The sequence below is a fragment of the Acetobacter sp. genome (assembly GCF_022483985.1).
Taxonomy (GTDB): domain Bacteria; phylum Pseudomonadota; class Alphaproteobacteria; order Acetobacterales; family Acetobacteraceae; genus Acetobacter.
This window is the reverse complement of record NZ_JAKVME010000002.1, coordinates 78,710-105,014: the sequence shown is the minus strand read 5'-3', so window position 1 is coordinate 105,014 and position 26,305 is coordinate 78,710. Positions and strand designations below refer to the sequence as shown.

Annotated in this window: 15 protein-coding genes and 2 pseudogenes; 6 read left to right on the top strand and 11 right to left on the bottom strand. The window is 55.4% G+C overall.

The window, feature by feature from the left end; all coding sequences use genetic code 11:
* Window positions 1-60: 60 nt before the first annotated feature.
* Together LKE90_RS12205 and LKE90_RS12200 are read right to left on the bottom strand one after the other, a co-directional pair.
* A complete protein-coding gene (locus LKE90_RS12205; protein ID WP_291494723.1) occupies window positions 61-708 on the bottom strand; it encodes an SOS response-associated peptidase in 648 nt (215 codons plus the stop codon).
* Window positions 708-1,469 carry a YoaK family protein gene (locus LKE90_RS12200; RefSeq protein WP_291494722.1) on the bottom strand — a complete coding sequence of 254 codons (762 nt, stop codon included), beginning with the start codon at window positions 1,467-1,469 and terminating at the stop codon, window positions 708-710. Before LKE90_RS12200 ends, LKE90_RS12205 begins: the two co-directional genes overlap by 1 nt.
* Before the next feature lie 284 nt (window positions 1,470-1,753).
* Here LKE90_RS12200 and LKE90_RS12195 point away from each other — a divergent pair, with 284 nt between their 5' ends.
* Genes LKE90_RS12195 through LKE90_RS12185 form a run of 3 tightly spaced genes read left to right on the top strand, consistent with a single transcriptional unit; the run spans window position 1,754 to window position 7,129 of the window.
* Window positions 1,754-2,518: an ImuA family protein gene (locus tag LKE90_RS12195; RefSeq protein WP_291494721.1), complete on the top strand. Its 765-nt coding sequence runs from the start codon at window positions 1,754-1,756 to the stop codon at window positions 2,516-2,518.
* A complete protein-coding gene (locus LKE90_RS12190; protein ID WP_291494720.1) occupies window positions 2,433-3,956 on the top strand; it encodes a DUF6504 family protein in 1,524 nt (507 codons plus the stop codon). The genes LKE90_RS12195 and LKE90_RS12190 overlap by 86 nt, the downstream gene beginning before the upstream one ends.
* Window positions 3,953-7,129, top strand: coding sequence for an error-prone DNA polymerase (locus LKE90_RS12185; protein WP_291494719.1), 3,177 nt, complete (start codon window positions 3,953-3,955; stop codon window positions 7,127-7,129). The genes LKE90_RS12190 and LKE90_RS12185 overlap by 4 nt, the downstream gene beginning before the upstream one ends.
* Window positions 7,130-7,579: 450 nt before the next feature.
* On the opposite strand, the gene LKE90_RS12180 is transcribed toward LKE90_RS12185, so the two are convergent.
* The 4 genes from LKE90_RS12180 to LKE90_RS12165 form a co-directional block, all read right to left on the bottom strand.
* On the bottom strand, window positions 7,580-9,661 hold the full coding sequence (locus tag LKE90_RS12180; RefSeq protein ID WP_291494718.1) for a DUF262 domain-containing protein: 2,082 nt from the start codon (window positions 9,659-9,661) through the stop codon (window positions 7,580-7,582).
* The gene (locus LKE90_RS12175; RefSeq protein WP_291494717.1) at window positions 9,654-11,096 is read right to left on the bottom strand and encodes a DUF262 domain-containing protein; all 1,443 of its coding nucleotides are present in this window, start codon (window positions 11,094-11,096) and stop codon (window positions 9,654-9,656) included. Before LKE90_RS12175 ends, LKE90_RS12180 begins: the two co-directional genes overlap by 8 nt.
* 139 nt (window positions 11,097-11,235) lie before the next feature.
* A complete protein-coding gene (locus LKE90_RS12170; RefSeq protein WP_291494716.1) occupies window positions 11,236-12,609 on the bottom strand; it encodes a type II restriction endonuclease in 1,374 nt (457 codons plus the stop codon).
* 337 nt (window positions 12,610-12,946) lie between these two features.
* The gene (locus LKE90_RS12165; RefSeq protein WP_291494715.1) at window positions 12,947-14,011 is read right to left on the bottom strand and encodes an SDR family oxidoreductase; all 1,065 of its coding nucleotides are present in this window, start codon (window positions 14,009-14,011) and stop codon (window positions 12,947-12,949) included.
* 104 nt (window positions 14,012-14,115) lie between these two features.
* Here LKE90_RS12165 and LKE90_RS12160 point away from each other — a divergent pair, with 104 nt between their 5' ends.
* Complete coding sequence (locus LKE90_RS12160; RefSeq protein ID WP_291494714.1) at window positions 14,116-14,499, top strand: winged helix-turn-helix transcriptional regulator; 384 nt, start codon at window positions 14,116-14,118, stop codon at window positions 14,497-14,499.
* Between the two features lie 203 nt (window positions 14,500-14,702).
* Here LKE90_RS12160 and LKE90_RS12155 read toward each other — a convergent pair.
* The 5 genes and pseudogenes from LKE90_RS12155 to LKE90_RS12135 form a co-directional block, all read right to left on the bottom strand.
* Window positions 14,703-14,972 (bottom strand): annotated as a pseudogene (locus LKE90_RS12155) (transposase); the annotation flags it as partial.
* A 159-nt stretch (window positions 14,973-15,131) separates the two neighbouring features.
* Complete coding sequence (locus LKE90_RS12150) at window positions 15,132-15,575, bottom strand: hypothetical protein (RefSeq protein ID WP_291494713.1); 444 nt, start codon at window positions 15,573-15,575, stop codon at window positions 15,132-15,134.
* 123 nt (window positions 15,576-15,698) lie between these two features.
* The gene (locus LKE90_RS16530) at window positions 15,699-15,998 is read right to left on the bottom strand and encodes a DUF1488 family protein (protein ID WP_367117439.1); all 300 of its coding nucleotides are present in this window, start codon (window positions 15,996-15,998) and stop codon (window positions 15,699-15,701) included.
* 671 nt (window positions 15,999-16,669) lie between these two features.
* Window positions 16,670-16,804, bottom strand: a complete 135-nt coding sequence (locus tag LKE90_RS12140; protein ID WP_291494712.1) for a hypothetical protein — start codon at window positions 16,802-16,804, stop codon at window positions 16,670-16,672.
* 613 nt (window positions 16,805-17,417) lie between these two features.
* Entirely contained in the window at window positions 17,418-19,682 is a 2,265-nt protein-coding gene (locus tag LKE90_RS12135; RefSeq protein ID WP_291494711.1) for a glycosyltransferase family 4 protein, read from the bottom strand.
* A 603-nt stretch (window positions 19,683-20,285) separates the two neighbouring features.
* Here LKE90_RS12135 and LKE90_RS12130 point away from each other — a divergent pair.
* A pseudogene (locus LKE90_RS12130) lies at window positions 20,286-21,359 on the top strand (IS630 family transposase).
* 642 nt (window positions 21,360-22,001) lie between these two features.
* Window positions 22,002-26,291, top strand: coding sequence for a DEAD/DEAH box helicase (locus tag LKE90_RS12125; RefSeq protein WP_291494710.1), 4,290 nt, complete (start codon window positions 22,002-22,004; stop codon window positions 26,289-26,291).
* The last annotated feature ends 14 nt before the right edge of the window (window positions 26,292-26,305 follow it).

The window sequence follows — 26,305 nt, the reverse complement described above, 5'->3', positions numbered from 1 at the left end:
AAGCCGATCTGTCGTTGCGATGCATCAAACGTCACGAACAGGGCAGTTTGACCCCGCCCCTCAGTCAGCCAGAGCGGGCGCCTGCACCCGACACAAAACCCCATCGGGGAGCGGCCGCTGAAGCGCCAGAGCCCCTGCTATCGGTGCCGTCATCCAGCGCTCCAGCTCGTCCGGTTGCGTCAGGATCACAGGCATGGCTTTCGGATGGATCGCACCCACCTCCAGATTGGCGTCCGTGGTCAGAAAACCGAACAGATCATCCGTCGTCTCTCCGTCCGCCAGCTTGCGCACGGACGTCCATCGACACCAAATCACGGCAAAGAAGGCCAGCGGCTCTCTATCATTCCGCGCAAACCACACCAGTCGTGATGTCCCGTCGGGCAGACGCTCCGGCTCGGAGAACGCCGTCAATGGCACCAGACAACGATGTTGCACGCCCTCCCAGCGTTTCCACCATGTCGAGGACGGATTGCGGATGTTGGTTACACCCCGGTCGACCCTGTGTCCCTTCAGGTAACCGGGCGGTGTCGGCATGCCCCAGCGTGCCATGACCAGTTCACGACCGTTTCCGCCGTTCCGCACGATCGGGGCCATTGTATTCGGGTATATCTCCGGCAGAGGCTGGAGATTGCCCGTCAGATCATCGAGAACCATTGCAATCTCCCGGATCGCTTTCTGGTTCGACGTCATGGCGTAGAGATTGCACATCAGGGATGCTTCTCCCCGTAAGCCGGAACCGAGGCCGGTTCCTGTGCCGACACAGACTCATGCGACAGCGCGCCCGGCAGGGAAAGGCAGGCCAGAAGCCCCGCCAGCGCCAGAAGAAACAGAGCAGACCACCAGCCATACAGAAAGGCGCCGACCACGCCGCCCAGCGTGAAGGACAGCACGATGGCGGCATGCAGCCCCAGACGCTCGCGCGTACCGGTCCGCCGGGCCGGGTCAACCGGATGAAAAAAGCTCTCCAGCCAGTCCGCCAGTTCCAGCCCCACATCGGTAAGCATTCCCGTCATATGGGTGGTGCGGACACGCGCCCCGGAAATGCGTGTGACCGTGGCGTTCTGGAGCCCCATGAGGAAACTCAGCCCAAAGGCCAGCACCGGATCCCGTGGCTGGGCCGAAAACAGAAAATCCACGGTCCCCAGAAGTCCGAGCAGACAGGCTTCCAGCAGGATGCTCCGTGCGTAGATCGAGGGCAGGTTGTGGCGACGGCCCGCATTGACCAGCAGCGCCGACAGCACCGCGCCGGCGACAAAGGCCAGTATCAGACCGCAGCAGGACAGGACCAGTTCCAGATGGCCTTCATGCAGACCACTCGCCAGTGCTGAGACATTGCCGGTCATATTGGCCGAATAATAGCCCACGGCCAGAAACCCGGCGGCGTTCACGGCACCGGCGATAGCCGCCAGCGAGCAGCCCAGACGCCTGTCGATGCTGGCGTTGCGCTCCGCTCCCTCGTGAACAAGCACCTGTGCCTCCCGTCGTGACTGACCGCATGAGGGAGACTCCGTGTTTGTCGGTTTCCCCGGACAGCGATCTTTTTTATGGGCCGGATGATAACAGCCTGTCCTCTTCCGACAAAGCTTCCTGTTTTCAATTTCTTAGGACGGTATCTTCCCGGATTGCGAATTACCACAAACTTGAAGCGATACGCTCTCCCGACAGATAAATGTTGACGCCGACAGACTACACGGAACAAATCAGGAACATATAATCAGGAAAACCGCCTGCACAAGGGACATCGAGCCGTGACATGACCGCTGAAACCTGGAAAAAACCCGGCTTGGAAACCCTGCGAGCCACAATCAGCCGTCTCGAAGGCCATAGTGACCGACGCCGCAAGACGCTGCCCTTTGGTGTGCGCGAGATCGACAGCCGCCTGCCCGGTGGCGGTCTGGCGCTGGGGGCTCTGCATGAGGTGGCGGGCGGCGGGAATGATGCCCTGCACAGTGCCGCCGCCGGTCAGTTCTGCGCCGGGATTGCCGCACGCACGCGCGGTAAGGTGCTCTGGATCGTCACCCGTCAGGACGTGTTCGCCCCTTCCCTGAAACAGGTCGGTCTGTCGGCACGGCGGACCATTTTTGTCGAGGCGGGATCGGACGTCGATGTGCTGGCCAGTTTCGAGGAGGGGCTGCGGCATGGAGGGCTCGGGGCCGTTGTCGCCGAGGTCGCCCGATTATCAATGACCGCCTCACGCCGTCTGCAACTGGCGGCCGAAACGTCCGGCTCGCTTGGCATCGCCATCCGACGCTGGCGGCGGCAGACGGATGCGGCGGATTTTGGTCAGCCCACGGCTTCCGTTACCCGCTGGCGGGTCTCCGTCCTGCCATCCGTGCCGCTACCGGTGCCCGGTGTGGGAAGACCGCGCTGGCTGCTGGAACTGATCCGCGCCCGTGCGGGCGAATGTGCCGATTTTGAAGTGGAGGCCTGTGATGGCAAGGGTCGTCTCTCTTTACCTGCCGCTCTGGCCGACCGACCGGATCAGGAAGCGGCTGGGCAAAGACGCGCCCGCGCCTGAAACGCCGCTGGCGCTGGCCGGGCGTGAAGGGCGACGACGGGTTGTCTTGTCGGTCGATCTGGCTGCCCGCAAGCTGGGACTGCGCTTCGGCATTCCGGTCGCCAAAGCTCAGGCGCTGTATCCCGATCTGGTGCTGATGGACGCCGATCCCGAAGGCGACCGGCTGGGACTGGAAAAGCTGGCGCTGTGGTTCCAGCACCGGATCGCGCCCATCGTGGCCGTCGATACGCCGGACGGGCTGGTGCTGGACACGACGGGAGCGGATCACCTGCATGGCGGTGAACTTCCCATGCTCAAGGACATGGTTCATCGCATGGCGGGCGCCGGCTTTCGGGCAAAAGCTGTGGTGGCTGACACGTGGGGCGCCGCGCACGCCATCGCCCGCTATGGTCGGGCGCCGATTGCCGTTGTGCCCTCAGGGGGTACGGCCTCTGCTCTGGCCGATCTTCCGGTTGAAGCGCTGCGCCTGCCCGCTACGATCGTCGAGGGGCTGGCCACGTTGGGGGTATCGCGCATCGGGCCGCTGGCCGCCATGCCCCGCGCCCCTCTGGCGCTGCGGTTCGGCCCGGATGTGGCCCGCAGGCTGGATCAGGCGTTCGGGCGCATCGGGGAAGCAATCGTGCCAGTCCGCCCGGTTGATCCGGTCGCGGTCAGCCGGAATTTCGCCGAACCCATCGGGGCGGCCGAGACCATCGCGCGCTATATCGGCAAGCTGGTGCCGCTACTGTGTCAGGGGCTGGACGAGCACGGACAGGGCGTGCGCCGTCTCGACCTGCTGCTGCATCGGGTCGACAGCCGCACCGCGGCGATCCGCGTAGCCACGGCCATGCCGGTGCGGGACGTCACACGCCTGACCCGGCTGCTGTGCGAGAAGATCGAGACCTTCGATCCGGGGTTCGGCATTGAGCGCATGGTGCTGGTTGCCTCCCTGGCGGAACCCATGGACCGACGGCAGACGGTGTCCTCCCTGATTGCCGAGGAAGAGGCCGGTGTGTCCGACCTGATCGACACCCTGGCCAACCGTGTCGGCACGCAGGCGCTGTACCGGTTTGCCCCGGTGGAAAGCGATCTGCCCGAACGCTCCTTCTGCCGCGTGCCCGCGCTGTCCCCGGAAGAAACAAAGGATTGGCCAGACCACTGGCCACGTCCGACACGCCTGCTGGCGCGGCCGGAACCCGTGCAGGCGATGGCGGAACTGCCGGATCAGCCGCCGCTGTTCTTTATCTGGCGGGGTGTGCGACGGAAGGTGAAATGCGCTGACGGCCCGGAGCGTGTCTTTGGCGAATGGTGGAAGAATGACGCGGAACTGACCATCGCCCGGGATTACTTCCGGGTGGAGGATACCAGCGGCGAGCGATTCTGGCTTTACCGTGCCGGTGATGGCGAACATGGCGAGACCGGCTCGCAGGGCTGGTTTCTGCACGGGATTTTCGGATGAACGGCCCGGCGGCACTGGGTTACGCCGAACTGCAGGCGACGACGTATTTCTCGTTCCTGCGTGGAGCCTCCTCGCCGATCGAACTGTTTGAACAGGCCAGGGCGCTGGGCATTGAGGCACTGGGTATCTGTGACCGCAATTCTCTGGCCGGGATGGTGCAGGCCCATGTCGCGGCGAAGCAGATCGGGCTGCGGCTGGTCGTCGGCTGTCGCCTCGACCTGGCCGATTTCCCGCCGATGCTGGTCTATCCAACCGACCGTGCAGCTTACGGCCGCCTGTGCCGTCTGCTCAGCCTGGGCAAGGCGCGTGCCGGCAAGGCCAGATGCCATTTGCTCTGGGAGGATCTGGTCGCCTGGGGTGAAGGTCTGATCGTCGTCATGATCCCGGATACGGCGGACGATGCCTGCGCCCTGCATCTGCGCAAGCTGAAGGACGCCTTTGCTGACCGGGCCTATCTGGCGCTCACCCTCCTTCGCCGCCCCAATGACCATATGCGCCTCTATGAACTGGCGAACCTGGCGCATCAGGCGCGGGTACCGACCGTCGTGACCAATGACGTGCTGTTCCACACCCATGACCGCCGCATCCTGCAGGATGTCGTCACCTGTATCCGGCACAACACCACCATCGATGAGGCGGGGTTTGTCCGCGAGCGCCATGCCGATCGCTATCTCAAACCCCCGCAGGAAATGGCCCGGCTGTTCAGCCGTTACCCTGAAGCGGTAGCCCGCACCATGGACATTGTGGAGCGTTGTCGCTTCTCGCTCGACGATCTGGCCTATCAGTATCCTGATGAAGTGTCCGTGCCCGGCCAGACGCCCCAACAGGCTCTGGAAACCCTGACATGGGAAGCGGCCGCACGCACCTATCCCGAGGGGATTCCGGATGAGGTTCGCAAAAGCCTGTACCACGAACTCGGCCTGATCGGGCGCATGCAATACGCACCGTATTTCCTGACCGTAAACAGTATCGTCCGCTATGCACGCAGTCAGGATATTCTCTGCCAGGGCCGTGGTTCGGCGGCCAATTCCGCTGTCTGCTATGTGCTCGGCATCACGGCCATTGATCCGGCCCGCAACTCCCTGCTGTTCGAACGCTTCGTCTCTGAAGAGCGCGGCGAACCGCCGGACATCGATGTGGATTTCGAGCATGCACGACGTGAGCAGGTCATCCAGTGGGTCTATGAGCATTATGGCCGTGACCGCGCGGCCCTGACGGCCGTGGTGATCCGCTATCGCGCCAAGGGGGCCTTGCGGGATGTCGGCAAAGTGATGGGCCTGCCGGAAGATCTCATCCGCACGCTCTCGGGCCAGATTCATGGTTGGGGCCGCAAGCTGGACGATGACGCCCTGAATGAGACGGGTATTGACCTGTCCGACCGGCGCATCCGCCTGACACTCGACCTGGCACGCTGCCTGATCGGCGTGCCCCGCCATCTGTCACAGCATCCCGGCGGCTTTGTGCTGACGCATGACCGGCTGGATGAACTGGTGCCCATTGAGCCGGCCTCGATGGAAGCCCGCCAGATCATCGAATGGGACAAGGACGATATTGACGTCCTGAAATTCATGAAGGTCGATATTCTGGCCCTGGGCATGCTGACCTGCATGAAAACGGGACTCGACCTTCTGGCGGAGCACAAGGGCCAGCATTTTACCCTCCAGAGCGTTCCGGCCGAGGATCCGCGCACCTACGCCATGATCCGCAAGGCCGACACGATCGGCGTGTTCCAGATTGAATCCCGCGCCCAGATGTCCATGCTGCCACGGCTCAAACCGCGTGTGTTCTATGACCTTGTCATTGAAGTGGCCATCGTCCGCCCCGGCCCCATACAGGGTGATATGGTCCACCCTTATCTCCGCAGACGCGAAGGGATCGAACCGGAAAACTATCCCACTCCGGAACTGGAAAAGGTTCTGAAAAAGACGCTCGGGATCCCGTTGTTTCAGGAACAGGCGATGCAGGTCGCCATGATCTGTGCGGGGTTTACAGCCGCCGAGGCCGATCAGCTTCGGCGGGCCATGGCGACGTTCAAAAATACCGGCACGGTCTCGCAGTTTCAGACGCGGCTGATCGAGGGCATGCGCGCCAACGGTTATCCGGAAGAATTCGCCGAACGGATATACCAGCAGCTTGAAGGCTTTGGTTCTTACGGTTTTCCTGAGAGCCACGCGGCCAGTTTCGCCATTCTGGCCTATTCATCATCCTGGATGAAATGTACCCATCCGGACGTGTTTCTGGCATCACTCCTGAACAGCCAGCCGATGGGTTTCTATGCGCCCGCACAACTGGTCCGTGATGCGCGGGAACACGGCGTGGAAGTCCGGCCTGTCTGCGTGAACGCCTCACGCTGGAACAGCACTCTGGAAGGGCCGGAAAGCACGAACGGAATGTTTGCCGTGCGACTGGGCATGAGTCTGGTGAAAGGGCTGGCCAATGACGATGCGGCCCGGATTGTTGCAGCACGAGCGTCACGCCCGTTTACCTCGATCGATGATCTGTGGCGACGCGCAAGTGTGAAAGCGTCAGCCTTGACCCATCTGGCTGAGGCCGACGCGTTCCGTCCTTCGCTCGGGCTGGCACGCCGCGAGGCGCTCTGGGCGATCAAGGCTCTGCGCGATGAGCCATTGCCCCTGTTTGCGGCAGCGCAGGTCACGCGGGAAGCGGAGGAACCGGATGTGCTGCTGCAACCCATGCGCGACGGTGCGGAAGTGGTGCGCGATTATAACCGGCTTGGCCTGACCCTGCGGGACCATCCCCTGGCCTTTCTGCGCGAGGATCTTCAGGCAAGGGGTATTATGTCCTGTCGGCAGGCACTGGCGGCAAAGGATGGGAAACGTCTCACCGTGGCCGGGCTGGTGCTGGTCCGGCAGCGACCGGGCTCCGCCGAAGGCGTGGTGTTCATGACGCTGGAGGACGAAACGGCCAACATGAACGTCATCATCTGGCCGGATCTATTCGATGCGAACCGACGTGTGGTGCTAGGTGGGCAGATGCTGGCGGTGACAGGCATGCTCCAGAAGGAAGGAGAGGTCGTGCATCTGGTAGCAAAAGAGATCACCGACCTTTCCGGGCTGCTCGCGGACGTCGGTAATCGCTCCTCTGCTGAGAGCATCCATGACAGCGATTCCGCCGGTGAGCGTATCGTCGTCAGATCGCGTAATTTCCACTGATCAATAAGGCCGCCGATAAAGCTCGCGTTATCGTGAATATCCCCGATTTCAGCCCAACCTACGCTGCGCTTTCACTCCCATTTGCATCCTATACGCATCCTGCGAGTGTTTCCCAAACGCAGAAAGCCGCCCTTACGGACGGCTTAACATGCTGATTATATTGTATAAGTTTTGGTTGCGGGGGCAGGATTGGCTCTCAAATTGCAGCAATCGCAAGTTGAGAGCAAAGCGGGATTAATAAGCTGTTTTGATGCACTTTTTTCTGCCTGCGCTTAACTCCATCACTGGAGTCAATACCCCCTGCCCTCGTCAAACGGAGTGTTTGTTTATTCAGAGCCATGTTCGCTTACACTTCACAACAGAAGTAAATATTCTTGCTCACGCCCCGAAGGATAGTCAGGTGGCTTTTCTGACATTCTGTCTCGCTCAAGGCACTGTTTTCTAATCGACTCAAAGCGACCCTGTCGTTTGGAATGATATCAAATGCCGGAGCGACTCAGCCAGTATGTCAATCATTTTGTCCTGATGTTCTGCAATTTCGGCCTCTTGCCAGCGTCCTCTTGCTTTCATCAACTCGATCATCGAGAGCAGTTTCAGACTGTCGATCTGACCATTGCCAAGACTTGCCTCAAAATGCTCCAGCTTCTGTTGAGGCTGAAAATTACTCAGGCGCGAATTCTTGCTATGGCTAATCAAGCAAAGATTGCCAAAAGAATTAAGTGCAACACGCTCTACCGTTTTATAACCATCCATAGGATGCTGGGGTGAGAAGTGCTCCACCGAGCTTCGGAAAGTGAACTCAAAAAAATTAATCACTTGATCGGAATTTTTATCTTTGCCACGCTTTTTTACCCACAAAAGGTAGTCAAGGAAGTTAAAGACAAAATTGTTTTCAATATGACCATAACATAATTTGGATTGGACCATCTCCCGCCATTGCTCATCAACTACGATCTGAGGCAAAGTAGAAAGATCGCCGTAAATCATTTGGTAATAGGAAGCTGATTCGCCTGGCACCAAAAAACGCTGGAAGACAAAGCGTTGCGCCTGACACTCCAGATAGCCAAGATAGGCATCTGCCCTTACTGTATTCTTCGGATTAAAGTTATCGAACAGATAGCGTAGGGCACCATTAAGCCAGTGCTTGTAAACCAAAGTAGGAGCTGATACATGAAATGCCGACAACAGCATCAATATACGCCTATTAATACCTATAAACTGACCATCTTTATCATCAAATGTATTGATATAGCTGACACTATCTTTTGAATACCAATGCAACCGTTTAAGGCTCCAAGCATCCTTACCATCCGCAAACTCGCGCTTGATAATGAACTGATCAAACAGGTATTTAGTTTTCAACAGGGCGTGGGTAAAACACTGGACAGCCGCTACCGGATCAGCCTGCTGCATTACGCGCAACTCAAACTGATCGATCAGTTGTTTATCATCAAGCGGCACCCCCTCCGTATTAGCGGGACGACGACTTACGATCCGTAATACATGAAGTAAAAAATTAGAAAAGTTAATAACGCTGTTAAATCGCTCTGAGCCAGCACTTTCCTGTTCTACATTTTTCACCACGTCGAGCGTGTCGTCGTGCAAAATAGCCAACAAGGTTCGTCCATGTTTACCAGTGGAGACACTATCCTCCGTTTTGAACTCTGAGTTCGCACTACAAGAGGACGGCAGCAGATTACATAGATGATCAAAATCCTGGGGTATAAACTGCCCCCAGTCATTTTCGCCAAACAGGCTATGACGTTCAGCAGGCGTAAAACCGTATTGAATATAGCGTTCCATATTGGCGCAGGCATCCCATACCCGACCTAGCACATAGATGTTCTGGCGACGCGTTTCCACTTCAGGAATCTGGTTCAACACCGCCATCAGCTTCGCCTTAACCACCTCGTGCTTTTCCAACTGCTCACCGCGGTTGTTCATCGCTTCGAAAAAGTGATTGAGGTCAGTATCCTTGGGCACTTCGATACGAGATATCTGCACGTGCTTGAATAAATATTCACAAAAGGTTATCAATTTTGTGCCGATCAGCCCAAGCTCAGATAAAGCTTTACCAATCAGTTCAAAACCGTTCACCAACCCTTCATTGAAGGTGTTCCCACGCAAGCAGTAGGGCTCGGCACCCTGCCATAAACGCTCGAAAGTTTGCCTCGAGACCAAGCGACTTTCGAAGCCGAGGTTGAGATCTCGATACCAACTCATATCTACCGCCCCATTCTTCTGGTTTTTGAGCCAAATCGCCAGAAGGGAAAGGGTCGTGAAGCGCTGCTGGCCGTCAATTACCTCAAAGGTGCCGTCGGCCCGAGCGAAAACTACCAAGGTGCCGATATAGTAAGTCTGATGTTTACCTTCGCTATTTTTCTTGCTCTGGTAATCGATCACATCCTGCAACAGTTGGGTAATTTCCCCCTCACCCCAGGCATAATTGCGCTGGTACATGGGGACCACATAACGGGCACTATCTTCCAACAATGCTTGGATGGAGAGCGGACGAACAATCGCTTCAGACATAGTAATTCATTTCCCGAAACAACTCGACCAACTCATCTTTAGAGCCGGTGCGATTATTCTTGTTTTCTTTGCTGCTCATGTTTGGCAAATAGAACGCGTGCAAATCAGCAGGCTGGTGAGCATCACGAATGGCACGGATCAAATTGTGCTCCAGCACATAATTATCCATGGTTGCCAGTTGGACCACTTGCTGACGAATACGACAGCGATAGGCCCAGATAAAGCACTTCTCAATAGCCAGCGACAGTTCTTGGCTGCCAAACTTGTCGATATAGAAGATTAGAGCACAGTCAAACATGGCACGCACGTAGCGATCACCTGTGCGATGACGATTTTTGTAAATGTTCAAGGTAGAAAGTATCTTGACCGCCCTCGTCGTCAGGGCCTTATCGTGCAGCATAGCCAGTTTAGAGGCAGACTCCTCAACTGCGATCGCAGCCACAAGCTTCTGGTAGTGCTCGGCCATCTCAAAGAAGCGCCGGCCATTAATAATCATCTGGTCGAGATGAAACGGGAAAACCATGCGCTGGCCATCTATCTTGCGCTGATATTGGTTATTGTAATCATCAACAAAATGGTGGGCGATACGAAGTGATTTTACATAAGGAAATTGACCCACGCGTTCGAGATTGACTCCTTTGAAAATATCCACATCCTCTTTCCCAAAGTAGCGCGCAGACTTACCCTCGGCCCACTGACGCACTCGATAAAGATAGAAGGCAAATAAATGGGCCAGTTCGTTGCTGGGCAGGCGCTCCCAATGATCAACGGCCTCTGCCTTGCGACACGCCTCATGCTCGGCAAATTCGCGCAGATGGAATGCTTTAAGCAGATCGTGAGGTGCCAAATCGCGCCCTCGGGCATTTTGCGAATCAAAGAACTGAAATGCCTCGGAAATATCCTCGAGGACAAAGCAGACCACTTGACATTTATTGAGTAGAAAATCGATTTTCTGCTCATCAAATTCGGAGCGGGCCACTGTTCGATGCAACTCTAGATAATTTCGTCGGAGGTTTACCTCTGAAGCGCGGCTAGGGAAATGCGTCCGCTTCATAAAATCATGGATGGGCTCTCTTAATGCCTCAAGTTGTTGCCGAATATCTTGGCGCTGGCATTTGGTTACTTTCTCCTTTCTGTCTCGACTTTCTTCGTCCAACACCTCAATCAGCGCCTTGACAGTCAACATCAAAGTCAGGGTTCGTTGCTGACCATCGACGATATCGAGCATTCCGTCTTTATCTGTGTGCTGATGAAACACCACAGAGCCCAATCGATAGGCGCTCTTGTTCTGATGGATAACCAGATCGGCAAGGAGATCAGTGATATTCCGCGCTCCCCAGCGATAAGGGCGTTGATACGTCGGAATAGAAAGTCGCGTCAAAGCCAAAAGTTGACGCACCGAAAGAACCTGATTGTTAATGTTTTCCATCATCATATCTTCTTAAAAAGCATTCGGCCAAAGAGGTAGTTCTGAGCGTACAAGACGCACAGTTAAATGAGTCTATAAGGCCATGATTTATAGAACACTTCTAGGTTGACCTGACTTGCAGCCGGAGGCAGTGCATATGATGCTGTCAAAGGTACCGGCAGTATGAATGGTTGCTTTTCCTTATCACTGCTCGAGAGTAGACACCCCGCTCTCCTGCCATGCCTGTCATCACTGTCATGCTGGGATAAGGAGATGGGAGATGGGATATGGCTTGGATAGGCTTCAATCCCTGACCAAAGCGCCTGATTGCCTCGCGGTCTTTCTCAAGCGCCCCATAAGACAGATACCGGACTTTCAAATCTGCAATCCTGCTGAAGGCCGGCCGCCTCAACTGTTCCCGCACATCAGCTTCCCGCTTGTCTGGTGCCACAAGAAACAGGCCATCCAAGGCCTGCGCCTCTGACCCGAGAGCAAGATCCAGCATCCGCACGATGCCGGAATAAATGGTCGTTGAATGCTCGACTTCGAATGCTGCCACAATCCTGTGGCTTTCCCGGTCCAGCCACAGAACATCGATCAGCCGCACGGATTGCGCCCCTTGCGTTTCTGTTGTGAACCCAGGCAACACCGACAGGCAGCCATCTCCCAGCTTACCGTCCCGCCATGGACGACTGCGATCATTGGCCGCAATCCAGACATCGTAACCCAGGGAAAGCCCCAGATCGCGAAGCCAACCCTGAATCTTGGTATGGGTGTGATCCGTTTCCCGCTCTGCTGCCAGGATTCGGGCCTCTTTTGCGCTTTGCTCCCTCACCTGGTGAAGATCGGCTTCCCAGAGTTTCCGTGCTGTTTCGTTATCCTCGAGAGGCGGCGCTGAATAGCGTCCGCTTCCGAGGTCAAATAGCAGTCCTCCAATGGCGCCCAGATCATTGGACAGCAGCGAACGATAGGTCGCATTCAGCTTCAGGATACCCTGCCGCATGGCAAGATATTCCTCCCATCGCCCCAGCTTCACCTTTGATCCGGTCAAGGCGTTATAGCCCTTCACGATCGCCGTATTGAAAGGCGGCATGATCGTGGGATGCAGGAAATACAGCAGATTGGCGACGGCTGGTCCTAGTCCTTTTATCTTCCAGGCATCGATTGCATGAATGGCCGAAACCACATGCTCTTCGGTATTGCAGCACAGACAGGTATCAAGAAGCTGCCCGAATGCTTTCTGATTGGCGGGATTTTCGTAGATATCGGGAATGCGTAGCTTCGGCTTCCACAGGAACGCATGATCCGCTCCCTTGAATATCTGGCGCTGCTCAGCAATCGAATGGACGACCGTTTCTAGGGAGGAGCCGCGATAAGCGACCCCGAATGTGCCAGCGGTAATCTCGGCAACGACCTGCTGCAGACCACGGCGGATAGACCGGAAATTCTTGATACGCTCGTCCCACAGAAACCAGCTCTGATAAGTCCCTGTCGGATCGTCCCGCCAGCGAAGGATAAGGTCTCGAATAAGGTCGGTCATCAATCCGGAAACTAAGATTACATTCGCTTCTGAGCCTGATTGTAACAGCGGCTCACGTCAATAACGATAATCGCAAGTGGTTGCGCGGTATGATACCCCCGCTTTGAACTTATTTCCCCTAAGCCTATGAAATTAAACAGTTCTCTAGAAGATGACCTCAATTTACGTATAGCAAAACCCCGCTAAGCCGTTGACTTAGCGGGGTTTCAGAAACTGCAAGTGGTTGCGGGGGCAGGATTGCTTCTGAACTTGCGGAATCCGCAAGTTCAGAATGAAGCGGGTTTAACTAATTGTTTTGACAATCTGTTTTCTGCTCATGCCTAACCGATGAGTGCTCTCAGGGAATGTAGCGTTCGGCGCGCAGCCGCTCGAACAGATCAAAGAATGAGTTGGGCGTATAGCGGTAATCTGTAAACCCAAGCCTGCGGCTCTTGCTCATATCAGTAAGGCATTCAACCGGACGGCTCAAATCCGCATCTGTATGCCAGGGTGACGCCAGTTGGTCGAGGCGCTCCTCCTTGAGGCCATGTTTCTTCGCGATCTCAGCCCAGTCTGCCCCTTTTCCTGCCAGCATATGCTCCAGAGACGTGACATGATCGAGATAGGGGGCGGCCTTGATACCAAACCAGCCCGCAATCTCTGGCCAGAGCCAGTTCCAACGAAATACATCACCATTGACGACGTTGAAGGCCTCATTCCGCCCCGCAGGGCTGGTTGCCGCCCAGAAAATCTGGCTGGCGAGCTGTCGGGCATCCGTCACATCGGTCAGACCACTCCACTGTGTAGGTGACCCTGGAAACACGAATGGCAGGCCGGTCTCCCGGCAAAGGCTCGCATAGACCGCGAGTGTGGTGCCCATATTCATAAGATTGCCGATCGCATGGCCGATGACGGTGTGTGGACGATGAACCGTCCAGGCAAATCCATGTTTTGCCGCAGCCCCAAACAGGACGTCTTCCTGATCGTAATAGAAGTTCTCCAGATCCAGTCGGGGCATCGTTTCACGAAATGGCGTCTGGGGCGGCGCCCCGGCCGCATAGGCCTCGAACGGTCCAAGATAGTGCTTCAATCCGGTGACAAGGCTGCCATGGACCAGCCTTTCCGGCTTGGGTAGCGCCTCGAAGACATTGCGAAGCATGACGCTATTGACGACACGGTTCTCCTTCTCGGTCGCCCTGCGTGTCCAGGTCGTGAAGAAGACGTGCGTCGGCAGGATACCAGCGAGCGCCTCACGTAGTGCAGACGGATCCAACGTATCAGCCGCCACGGGAATGACTGAGCCAGGCAAGCTCTCCACTCGCCTGACAAGGCCATAGGTGGTCCACCCTTCGGCAACGAGCCTGTTGGTCAGGTTCTGGCCGACAATCCCTGTTGCGCCAACGATCAGAGCTCTTTTTGACATTGGTTCCTCCGCTAAACAGCCATGCTCAGGCTTCACAACCTGTCTGGCGCGGATACAAATGACAATCCGGCACTATTTTGTGCCCTGGATACCAAAAGGTTCCCATGAAGCACGATCTGATACTGGCCCGATTGCCTGATGACTACCGCCAGGCACCTTTCGCGGAGGATTGTGCGCCGAGACGGCTACTGCGGTTGTTCTCCGGGAAATGGACCTCCATGATCCTTCACACGCTACACTTGCTTGGCGGCTCTTCCCGGCCTGGAGAGCTTCAACGCAGTATCCCGGGCCTGTCCAAGAAAATGATGACCCAGACCTTGCGGGAACTCGAACGACTGCAGCTCATCGAACGAGAGGTCATGCAGGTCATGCCTCCGGTCGTCGAGTATCGACTGACTTCAATGGGACAGAAACTCGTCGAGCCCCTGGAGATGCTCTATCGCTGGGGGGCAACCCATACGGACCTGCTGGATCAGCTCGGGTATTAGAACAGCCCTGATGGCCAATAACCTATCGACCTCATGCTTGAGATGCTGGACATCTTCGGCTGCAGCCTGCTTCTCCAGAAGAGCGATCTGCCTATTGTCAATTATACTAGAACTTTCAAGTAGAGCCATTAGTTTATGATGCGAGTCTTCTGAAGGAGCTCCACGCGGATGCTAAGGGCGGCCTGAGATCAGTACGTCGTAGATCCCCGTTCCGCCTCCTGCAGGATCCGCTTGTCCCGCGTCAGATCCGAAATCGCCCAGCGCAAACGCTGGCCCTGCTTCTCCAGATCCTTCATGTGCCTTGCCTGGTAGGTCTTCAGGCTGCCATATTCCTTACGCCACCGGTAATAGGCCTGTTCGCTGACCGATATCCGGCGGCAGGCTTCCGCAGCCGACGCGCGCTGTGCAAGGACAATCTCAACTTCTCTCAGCTTGCCAATAATCTCTTCAGCTGTATGTTTCCTGCGCTGCATTCAATGCCCCTTTCGTGCTTCAGACTGTCATAGTCTCTGAGCCACTCTGAGGGGGCAGATCACCTCAATTTCGATGCTCATCCTACGGTATCTCGTGCAAACCCATTACACTCAAATAGAAAACCACTCTTGATAAACCGATCAGCCCATCAACATTATTCATAACCTCTCCGTGTTGACACTGAATTTTTGGTAAACTGTCAGAGCCAACACCATAAACGTAGCCGTAACGAGCAATCCGATGGGGTAGAAAATTTTCTCAATATCCTCTTTGCTGACCTCAAATATCGAAACGAGTCCTTCAATGAAAATCGCGATAATGATAGTCGTGATAAATTTCGTCAGGCTGGCACGCGCTTCAGTGGCAGACATATTGTTCCTAGTTTGAAGCACCTCTTCCTCTATAAAATATTTGGCGACGTCGAACACGGCAACAGCTATGACGACGTAACTGATCGCAAGAATCACCGCATCTCGACCAGAACGCCAAGATTTGAACAACGCGGAGCCAAGATCAAGAATACCGTAACCCATAAGACCAAGAGCGAGCAGCATAAGCATGATACTTGCAACACTAAACGCAAATCGAGATAACAATTCCATATTACAAATCCCTCTGGAGAGGTAACTCACGATATATAAAACCTCAAAAATTACCCGACCCAGATTTTGGCATCTTCTGAAGACGGACTTCCAAAACCATACCGTAAAAAAATAGTCACCCGGTTATCGGATTCCTGTCGTGAAAGCTGGATTGCCGCTTTCCGGTGGAATACGACGAAGATCCTCGCTTTGAATCAAGATATAGTCATTGCTATTATCATGACATTCCAACACTTTTCTTTCTGCAGCTTTATGAATTAGAACTCGAAATCTATTGAAAGAGCGGTTTCGAGCCGTAGGCGTAGAAGGCAATGCTAAACAGGAAATCGCGTCTAAAGCATCATTCGAAACACCACAACTCACACGCCGTGTTCCGACGAAGATCTCGAATCCAATATAACCAGCAGATAATGGATTTGTCATCGATTGAGGTAATGTCATGAGTATTTTCCTACGATTCTATCCAGAAAAATTACGACTTTTAGCATAGCTTTCTGAGTATAAAATCAGTGAAGCTGATGCGTAGGCAACGGTTGAGCCAGGCAAATGTCCACTCGACGAGCCAGTGTCTGGGGAAGACGGCGAAGCCTTTTTCTGAATCTGATCTTTTTACGATCCCTATGTTTAAATGGCGCATACTACCTCTAAACCAGACTGAAATCTAGGTCGGGTGCGTCAATTCAATTACAGGTGCGTGCACAGTGCGCATTGATCCCGCGCTTCTGTTCCGCCGGCGGAATACCCCCTGCGATCGCTGTTCTGTCAAAAAGCATGGTGCTGCGGGCAGGCATGATGCTGTAGAGGTGTCGCCAGCAACCTTATCATTGGCATGCTTCGCTACATCGGGAACAAGATGTGTCCCCATATCCGTGCATTTGTCCTCAAGCACGATATCGCATGCAACAGTCACGTCAACTTTCGTGACGCGTGGGGCTCCAAACTTTTTGTCGATCAACACGGCTCGTCCCTTCGGGCCGAGTGTAACCTCGACGGCATCCGCCAGCATGTTCACGCAGCACTTGAGACTGAACCCAACAGTCTTGACTATCAAGCGAAAATATTCAGATAAATCAACCAATGACGAAAACATGCATCTATTTTTTTACTTTTTTGGAAGGCAGCATTTTCCCTTGCAATTGCTGCAAGGCAACTTGGGCTTCTATGCTCGGTTTCTTTGTTGCTTTTGGTTTTTTGATCTCGCGATTACCGCGCTTTTGGCCTTTGGCCATAATATAAATTCCTTGATTAGAGGAGGAGGAGGAGGAGGAAGAAATATCGGCGACGTCTGCTTGGGCATCGTGATGCACCCGCCTCGACGGGTGCCCAAGAAATTCCGATTATTGTAAAATTAATTAAGTAATTTTTTCCTGAACATTTATATTACGACGAAATTTTCGCTGCGTCAATTTTATATTCTTCAATATAAATCTAAAATTATTTATGATCATTAATATGTGGTTATTCCTCATACTCAGCTTTACGGCCTACCTCCACTCTAACGCGCACTCCATCGTAGCTACATCTCCGAAAAAAGCTGACTACAAACTGGGTCAGGGGTTTGAAAAAAATTGCCGATGGTGACATCTTTCATAGTCGAGACAATTTTCCTACCTAAAGTAAATTTCATTTATATCTATAACTGAAAGACCAAACCGTCTCATCATTGTTGAAATCAATGTCGCTGCAACATTCGAATTATCTATATCAATGTGATTAATTAATCATCGTAACGGGCATAAATATCACAATTAACTCCCTCCTATTTATGAGGGCAAAACTCGACTTGGTTCTGATCCCGATCTTAAGTTACCGACTGGGACAGACATTACATAAACTTGTAGCTTAATAAGCTTGATCGGCTACGATATGCCTCTCTTCCATGAAGGTGTGGGATAACACCGCACTCGGTGGACAAATTGTAGCAGAATCAGACTCGTTACGCCCCAGCCGCTCCATGTCCAACAGGGCGAGCAGGTAGGCAAGAAGAGATTCGGCACCACGGTTTTCATTGGCGCGATCCGGATGCAGCCCGTCGCGGCAACTGCCCGTAATCGCATCGACAATGGGCAAGCCCAAATCATTGGCACCAACGAACCATGCAAAAGCCTTACGCGCTTCGGCTAGCCAAAATGGCGCACGCTCGACAACCAGAGCGCTCAGGCAAGCGGCAATGGTGGCGCAAGCCTCGACCGGTTGCTGATCGAAGCATTGCGGTGCTTCGCGCGACACCAACAGAAAGCCCTCCGAGCCAACCGGACGGAAATGACCAGCGGGCGACGTCTGTTGATCTAGCAGCCAGCATAGGGTGCGCACGCCGGCATCGACAAGGTCGGGCACGCCGACGGCGATACCTGTCGTAATCAGCGCCTCGCACAGGCGAGCATTGTCGTAGGTCAGCCGATCCTCGAACCACACCCAGTCTGGGCTCTCACAGATCAGCAACTGGTTGTGTAACCGCTTAGAAAGAACAAGTCGCAATTCTCGAGCATGGTTATCCCCCGGGCACACGGCACAGTAACCATCAAGTCCAAGAAGCGTGAAAGCCCAAGCGCGCGGTGAGGTAAACGCCTCGACCGTTCCAAGTGCCCGTGCGAACAGTGCCGTAGCCCATTGCTTGAGTCTCGGATCATGGCTGCAGGCACCCAATGCCCAGAGTGTTCTACCGTGGCTGTCTTCTGAACCGGAATCCTCCAGCCAGCGGCGATCATAGCTCAGGAAATTGCGAAAACGGCCGGTATCGGCGTTCCAAGCGTGCTGGATGAAGGCCGCAAAACGTGGCATCATCGTCGCGATAATTTCTGGCCGTGTATTTGCGTCGATGCCGCAGCACATTAGCAACGCCCGGGCATTGTCGTCGACGCAATAACCGTGATTGCGATCAGGCACACCGTAAACCGCATGCTGCAACATACCGGTATCATCGCACATGGCGGCGAAATGACTCAGGGGCAATCCTGACAATAGGGGCTTCGGCTTCCGGCACGCTATGCGAAAGACATGGCGATAAAGTTGCGCGATATTGGTCCATGTCGCTGCACGACTGGTCACATAGGCCTTGCGCCCCATAGCGAGCCGTGTGGTTTCGTTGATCAACAGAGCGGCCACCGCCTTGCCGAGGTCATCGGGACTTCCAAACGGTACCAACACGCCCGAGCCATCGGCCAGCAATTCCATCGCGTGCCAATAGGGGGTCGATACCACTGCCCGTCCCAGTCCATGCGAATAGGCCAATGTGCCTGATGTCATCTGCGATTCAACAAGATAAGGCGTAACATAAACGTCGCACATGGCGATATGCTCGAGCAATTCTGGTCGATCGACAAAACGGTTGAGAAACACCACGTGCCCGTTTAGACCCAGCGCGTTCACGCGGGCGATCAAACCATCGCGATAAGCCTCGCCCGCATCCCGTAGCAGAGAGGGATGCGTGGCACCCATCACCACATAGACCGCGTCAGGAGCGGCCGCGAGAACCTGAGGCATTGCCTCGATCATCGTCTCTATGCCTTTGTTCGGGCTGATCAGACCGAAAGTAAGGATGACGCGATGGTTGGCAAAGCCCAGCTTTTCTTTCGCGCTTTGGGAGCTGACTAGTGGGACATCCGGGATGCCGTGCGCAATGACGATAATCTTGGCGGGATCTGCTGAATAGGTCTCAATTAATATGGAGCGCCCCTTTTGAGCCATCACCACCACGCGCACAGAGGCTGCCAGAAGCGCCAGCATGACGTCTCGCTGGGCATCGGTGGGTTTGTCGAGCACCGTATGCAGCGTCGTAACCAGCGGGACGCGGATTAATGCGATAAGACTGAGTAGATAATTGCCCGCTTCCCCGCCGAAAATGCCGAATTCATGCTGGAGCGAAATGACGTCAAAGCCATGCACATTGATGAAATTCGCCGCCGCAAGATAGCTGCCGGGATCATCCTGTTCGATCGAGCAACAAACGTGCGGGGGAAAAGCATATTGACTACCCGGATCGCACATGGCGATGATCGCCGCTTGTGTCACGTCATCAAGATTACGGACAGCCAATTCAAGATCGGTGGTAAAGGTAGCAATACCACAGCGACGGGGTAAAGCGTTGCCAATGAAAGCAACCCGCAATGGTGCCGATTGAAAATCGTCCTAAAGATTTCCTCCGGGTTTATGAAAAAAAACATGCCACGGCGAGATTTTCGCTACCATAGACGGCATATCTGATATGGTTTCAACTTCATTATATTTGCAAATTTTACGATTGTTGAATCTTTGTAATTTAGCCATGCCTGTAATTTCCTTGTTTAGCATTCGATTGATTAGCTCCAGTTAGATGCGCAAACGGATGAACTCGCAAAAAAAACCATTAAATGCGCTTACAGATAAAGGAAACGATGCAAGCCATACTGGAGTTGGAAAAGCCAAATTTGGCAATATATGTCATCACATCAAGGCAGTACCCAACAACGTGCAGCATATAATAAGAAATAAATCTTCTTTAGAAGATTTATTGATACACATATCTCTTACCTTGCATCAAATAGATTGCCCAATCTCAAAACCCCATGCCGGAATGCTTATAGCATCGATTTCTGATTACCTTGCATCAATTCGACGCTGGCCGTTCTGCGCAGTTTCAGACGTTATACCAAAGGACGCAGCCACTGACTCGTGTGTGAAGTGACGAGCGCCGTCGGCTCTGATTCTCTTGATTTTGGGAGGATCTGACTGATGATGAGGACAGTGAAGCTACGGGATGACTATTCGGCCTCTGAGCTGAGGCGGCTTGCGGTAAGCAACCGGCATGCGAACGCTGCGCGCCGGCTTCTGGCCCTGGCGGCGATCCGCGACGGGGCCAGCCAGACGGATTCGGCCCGGGTAGGCGGCATGGACCGCCAGACATTGCGAGACTGGGTTCACCGCTTCAATGCGGAAGGACCCGATGGCGTGCGCGACCATCAGCACGCGGGACCAGCCTGCCGATTGAACGGGGCACAGCAGGCCGAATTGAAGGCCCTGGTCGAGGCGGGCACGGATCGGCAGCGCGATGGCGTGGTGCGCTGGCGCCGGGTTGATCTGCAACGCGTGAGCGAGAGGCGCTTCGGCGTCGTCTATCACGAGCGGCACGTTTCTACCCTGCTGATACAGCTTGGTTTTTCCTATGTCAGCGCCCGGCCACGCCATCCGGGACAGGACACTGGCGTCATGGAGGCGTTCAAAAAAACTTCCCCCGCATCCTGAACGCCCATATCGGCCATCTGCCCAAGGGCAAGCCGATCGAGATCTGGTTCCAGGACGAGGCCCGGATCGGCCAGAAGAACGGGATCGTCCTACAATGGGCCCGGCGCAGCACGCGGCCACGCCAGCCGGCCGATCAGCGCTACGAGAATGCCTGGCTGGCTGTTCGGGGCGATCTGCCCGGCGCGCGGCAAAGCCGACGGCCTGACGCTACCGTTCATCGGTACCGCCAGCATGCAATTGCATATCGAGGGAATCTCAAGCTGCGGCGCCCGCGGCGCCCACGCCGTCGTGCTGCTTGATCGCGCAGGATGGCATACCACCGACAAGCTGAAGCTGCCCCGCAATATCAGCCTGATCTTCCTGCCGTCCCGCGCTCCCGAACTGAACCCGGTCGAGAATATCTGGCAGTTCCTACGCGCCAACTGGCTCTCCAACACCGTCTTCGACGGCGTCGATCACATCATCGACGCCGCCTGTTCCGCCTGGAACAATCTTGCCGCCCTGCCTGACACCATCCGATCCATCGGTCTCAGAAAGTGGGCTCACACAGGTCAGTCCCTATAACCGGTGGTATTACATCCCAGCGTAAACCTTCAACTGCGTCACCGCTAATCGCAAGTGGTTGCGAGCTATGACATCCCCGATTTGAACCCACTTTCTCTAAAGCTCTGAAATTAAACAGTTCCGCAGAAGATGACCTCAATTTACACAAAGCAAAGCGCCGTTAAGCCTTTGATTTAGCGGGGTCTCAGAAATTGCAAGTGGTTGCGGGGGCAGGATTGCTGCTCAACTTGCGACAATCGCAAGTTGAGAACAAAATGGCTTTAAATATATGCTTCGACAGACTTTTTTCTGCTTGCGCCTAATCTCATCCTGATCGCCTCGATCCTTGTCAAAGGGAATTTTTTTTGCATCAAACATACAACTATGTCCACTTACGTCTCACACTGGTCGATCAACCGTCGTTTGCGGTTCTTGGAAGCAGACATCGGACTGCCCGAATTCGTAGTCGCTTCGCGTCCGGAACTTGTGCCACATTACTTGAATTCGTAACCCTCCATCATATCCAGTCCGCGTAATGATGGTGCGCGACAGGTCCGCAGACCCAGTGCCGTTGGTCAAGTGTTATGCTTGTCAATTGCTTGCCTCTGCTCCTGCTAGAGAGCAAGATGAAACGAGATTGTAACGCGCTGATCCGGTTGTCTGATGTCCGCTCTCACCACTCTACTCGACACGTTCCGTAATGCTGCCGTCACCGAGCGCGAAAAGGGCACCTATTTCGAGGAGCTGACGGTCTGCTATCTGCGGACCGAGCCCAGCTATGCCGACCTCTATGACGGCGTCTGGACCTACGGCGAATGGGCTACCGACCTGGGTCTGACCAGCAAGGACACGGGGATCGACCTCGTCGCCCGAACACGCGGCACAGGCGAATTCCACGCCATCCAGTGCAAGCTCTATGCCGCCGATCACGTCATCGCTAAGAAGGATATCGACAGCTTCTTCACAGCCTCGGGCAAGACCCACTTCACTCGCCGCCTCATCATCGCCAGTACGAACCACTGGACAGAGAACGCCGAAGCCTCACTCGACAACCAAAATCCTCCGGTCAGCAAGATCGACCTGTTCGATCTCGACAGCAGCCTGATCGACTGGACACGCTACCAGCCGAAGACGCCTCCCGCGTTGCGCCCGCGTAAGACGCCACGCCCGCATCAGAAAACCGCCATCGAGCGCGTTCTACGTGGGTTCGAAACGCAGGAACGCGGGAAGCTCATCATGGCCTGCGGCACCGGCAAGACCTTCACCAGCCTGAAGATCACCGAAGCACAGGCCGGACGCGGCGGGCGAGTGTTGTTCCTCGTCCCCAGCCTGTCACTGCTGTCCCAGACCCTGACGGAATGGACGCAGGAGAGCCGGACTCCGCTGCACAGTTTCGCCGTCTGCTCGGACAGCGACGTCGGCAAGAAAAGCGCCGATGACGACGAGATCAAGATCAAGACGCACGAGCTGCGCTACCCGGCGACGACCAGCGCCGCGCGGCTGGCGGAGGAGTTCAGCAAACGGCACGACGACAGCCACATGAGCGTCGTCTTTTCCACCTATCACTCGATCGACGTCATCGCCCGCGCGCAAGACGCATACGGGATGCCGGACTTCGATCTCGTGATTTGCGACGAAGCGCACCGGACGACCGGCGTGACGTTCCCCGGTGATGGCGACGGCAGCGCATTCGTCCGCGTTCACGATCAGGATTATCTCCACGCCCGCCGCCGCCTCTACATGACTGCCACGCCGCGCATCTATGGCGACGTGGCGAAAGAGAAGGCCGGAAAGGAAGGCGCACTCGTCTGCTCCATGAATGACGAAGCGATCTATGGCCACGATCTTCACGTTATCACTTTCTCCGAAGCCGTGCGACGCAAGCTGCTCGTCGATTACAAGGTCATCGTCCTCGCGGTTGAGGAAAAGGCCATCAGCGCGACACTCCAGAAGCTGCTCGATGATTCAGGCAACGGGCTGAAAGTCGACGATGCGGCGAAGATTGTCGGCTGCTGGAAGGCGCTGGCCAAGATCGGACTCTCGCAGGATGGCGTGAACGACCCCGCTCCAATGAAGCGCGCCGTCGCCTTCTGTCAGGTCATTGCGCCCGAGTATCGCGGCAAGAAGCACAAGGTCAGTTCCATCCGCATCGCCGAGATGTTCCAACAGGTCGTGGAGGAATACCAGAAACAGGAGGATATCGAGCCCCAAGCCCGCCTCACCTGCGAGGCCGAGCATGTGGATGGCGGCATGAACGCCTCCGAGAAGGAAGCAAAGCTCGCCTGGCTCAAGGAAGAGGCTCCCGAGCAGACCTGCCGCATCCTCTCCAATGTTCGCTGCTTATCCGAGGGCGTGGACGTACCCGCCCTCGACGCGGTCCTCTTCCTGACTCCGCGCAATTCTCAGGTGGATGTCGTGCAGTCAGTCGGTCGCGTGATGCGCGCGGCCCTCGGCAAGACGCGCGGCTATGTCGTACTGCCAGTCGTCATCCCCGCCGGAAAGGAACCGCACGAGGCGCTGGACGACAACCAGACCTACCGCGTCGTCTGGGAGGTGCTTCAGGCCCTGCGCTCGCATGACGACCGCTTCGACGCGATGGTCAACAAAATGGATCTTCGGGAGCAGCCCGATACGTCGCGTATGGAAGTCATCGCGATCACGCACAAGATCACGCAACGGACGATCGCCTCCTCGACCGGTCTCACCTCCCGTGCCCGCAAGACGTACGGGATTGGCACGGTACGGGGGCCGGACGGCGATGACGGCCAGGAGGAGCTTCAGCTCCAGATCGGCGAGATCGAACGCGCGATCTATGCACGTATCGTTAAAAAGGTCGGCAACCGCCATCATTGGGAAGACTGGGCGAACGACATAGCCAAGATCGCGGGTACCCATATCGCCCGCATCGAAACCATCCTCGACAACCCCGAAAACACCAAATCCCACGAGGCGTTCTCCCGTTTCGCCGCCGAATTGCGCGCCGATCTGAACGACAGCGTCACGGACGGCGAGATCATCGAGATGCTGGCCCAGCATCTCATCACCCGCCCGGTCTTCGAGGCGCTGTTCGCAGGCCACAGCTTCGCCGCCGACAACCCGATCTCCAAAGCACTCAGCCGCGTGCTGGACGTGTTGGACGAGCACAGTCTCGGCAAGGAGACCGACACGCTGGACGCCTTCTATCGCAGCGTCCACGAGCGGGCCGAGGGGATCGACACTGCCTATGGCCGCCAGAAGATCATGGTGGAGCTCTACGACCGCTTCTTCCGCTCCGCCTTCCCGAAAATGACCGAGCGGCTCGGCATCGTCTATACGCCCGTGGAGGTGGTCGATTTCATCATCCGCTCGGTCAATGACGTGCTGGAGGACGAATTCGACCAGACGCTCGGCAGTCCCGGCGTGCATATCCTCGACCCGTTCACGGGCACCGGAACCTTCATCACGCGATTGCTCCAGAGCGGCTTCATCACGAAAGACGAACTGGCGCATAAATACCGGCATGAGATTCACGCCAATGAGATCGTCCTGCTCGCTTACTACATTGCCGCCATCAATATCGAGGCTGCGTATCATGACCTGATGAAGGGCGACTACATGCCTTTTGAGGGTATCTGTCTGACTGATACGTTCCGCCTCAACGAGGGTCACGACCTCGCCTCACGGCTTCTGGCGGACAACAACGCCCGCGTGCGGCATCAGCAGACGCTCGATATCCGCGTCATCATGGGTAATCCACCCTATTCAGTCGGACAAAAGAGCGAAAACGACAATAACGACAACGTCGAATATCCCGCATTGGACCAGCGTATCAGGAACACTTACGCGGCAAGGTCCAATGCGATGCTCGCAAAAGGGCTTTATGACAGTTATGTTCGCTCCATCCGCTGGGCAAGCGACCGGATTCGCGATCGCGGCGTGATCGGCTTCGTTACCAATGCCGGATTTCTGGACGCGAATACGGCGGACGGATTGCGGAAATGCCTTGCGGAGGAGTTCTCCTCCCTTCACATCTTCCACCTGCGAGGCAATCAGCGCACGGCAGGCGAAACTTCTCGCCGTGAGGGTGGTAAGATTTTCGGCGCAGGCAGCCGCGCGCCGATCGCTATCTCCATCCTCGTCAAAAACCCGGAAAGCGCAAAACAGGGCGAAATCCTGTTCCACGATATCGGCGACTATCTCACGCGGGAGCAAAAGCTGGCGCGCGTGATGGAATTCGGGAGCATCCGGGGCATCCGCGACGCCGGTCTTTGGACCAAAATCACGCCGGACGCGCATGGCGACTGGCTCCGCCAGCGCGACGATAACTTTGCCAACTTCATCCCACTGGGTGCAAAAAAGGGCGAAAGCACACCACTATTCGAGAATTTCTCTCTTGGCGTTGTGACCAATCGCGATGTTTGGTGCTGGGATCCATCCCGCGATACGCTGGCCCGGAACATGCGAGAGATGATCGGCTTTTATGAACATGAACGAGCGCGGTTCAATGCGGCTTTTCCCGATCTTCCCAGGAAGGCGCGCGAGGCGGCGATTGACAAATTTATCGACACCGATCCAACAAAAATCAGTTGGACGCACAATCTCAAACAGGAATTGGCCCGAGACAGAGAACTGCAATTCGAGGACTGCCTCGTTCCGGCGATTTACCGCCCGTTTTCGCGACAATGGCTGTATTTTAGCCGCCGCCTAAACGAGCGCGTCTATCAGATGCCCCGAATTTTCCCGATAGATAAGGCCGAGGCAGAAAATCAAGTCATCATGATCAAGCAACGGCCGCACAAGAACAGTCAGTTTGCGCTGATGAGTAAATGCATCCCCGAACTGCAAAGCGATGGCGGAACGCAGTGCTTTCCAGAGTATCTTTATGAGATTGACTCAGCAGAGCAGAGCAGAGCAGAGCAGAGCAGAGCAGAGCAGAGCAGAGCAGAGCAGAGCAGAATTATACACGCCAATTAACAGAAGATCAAGAG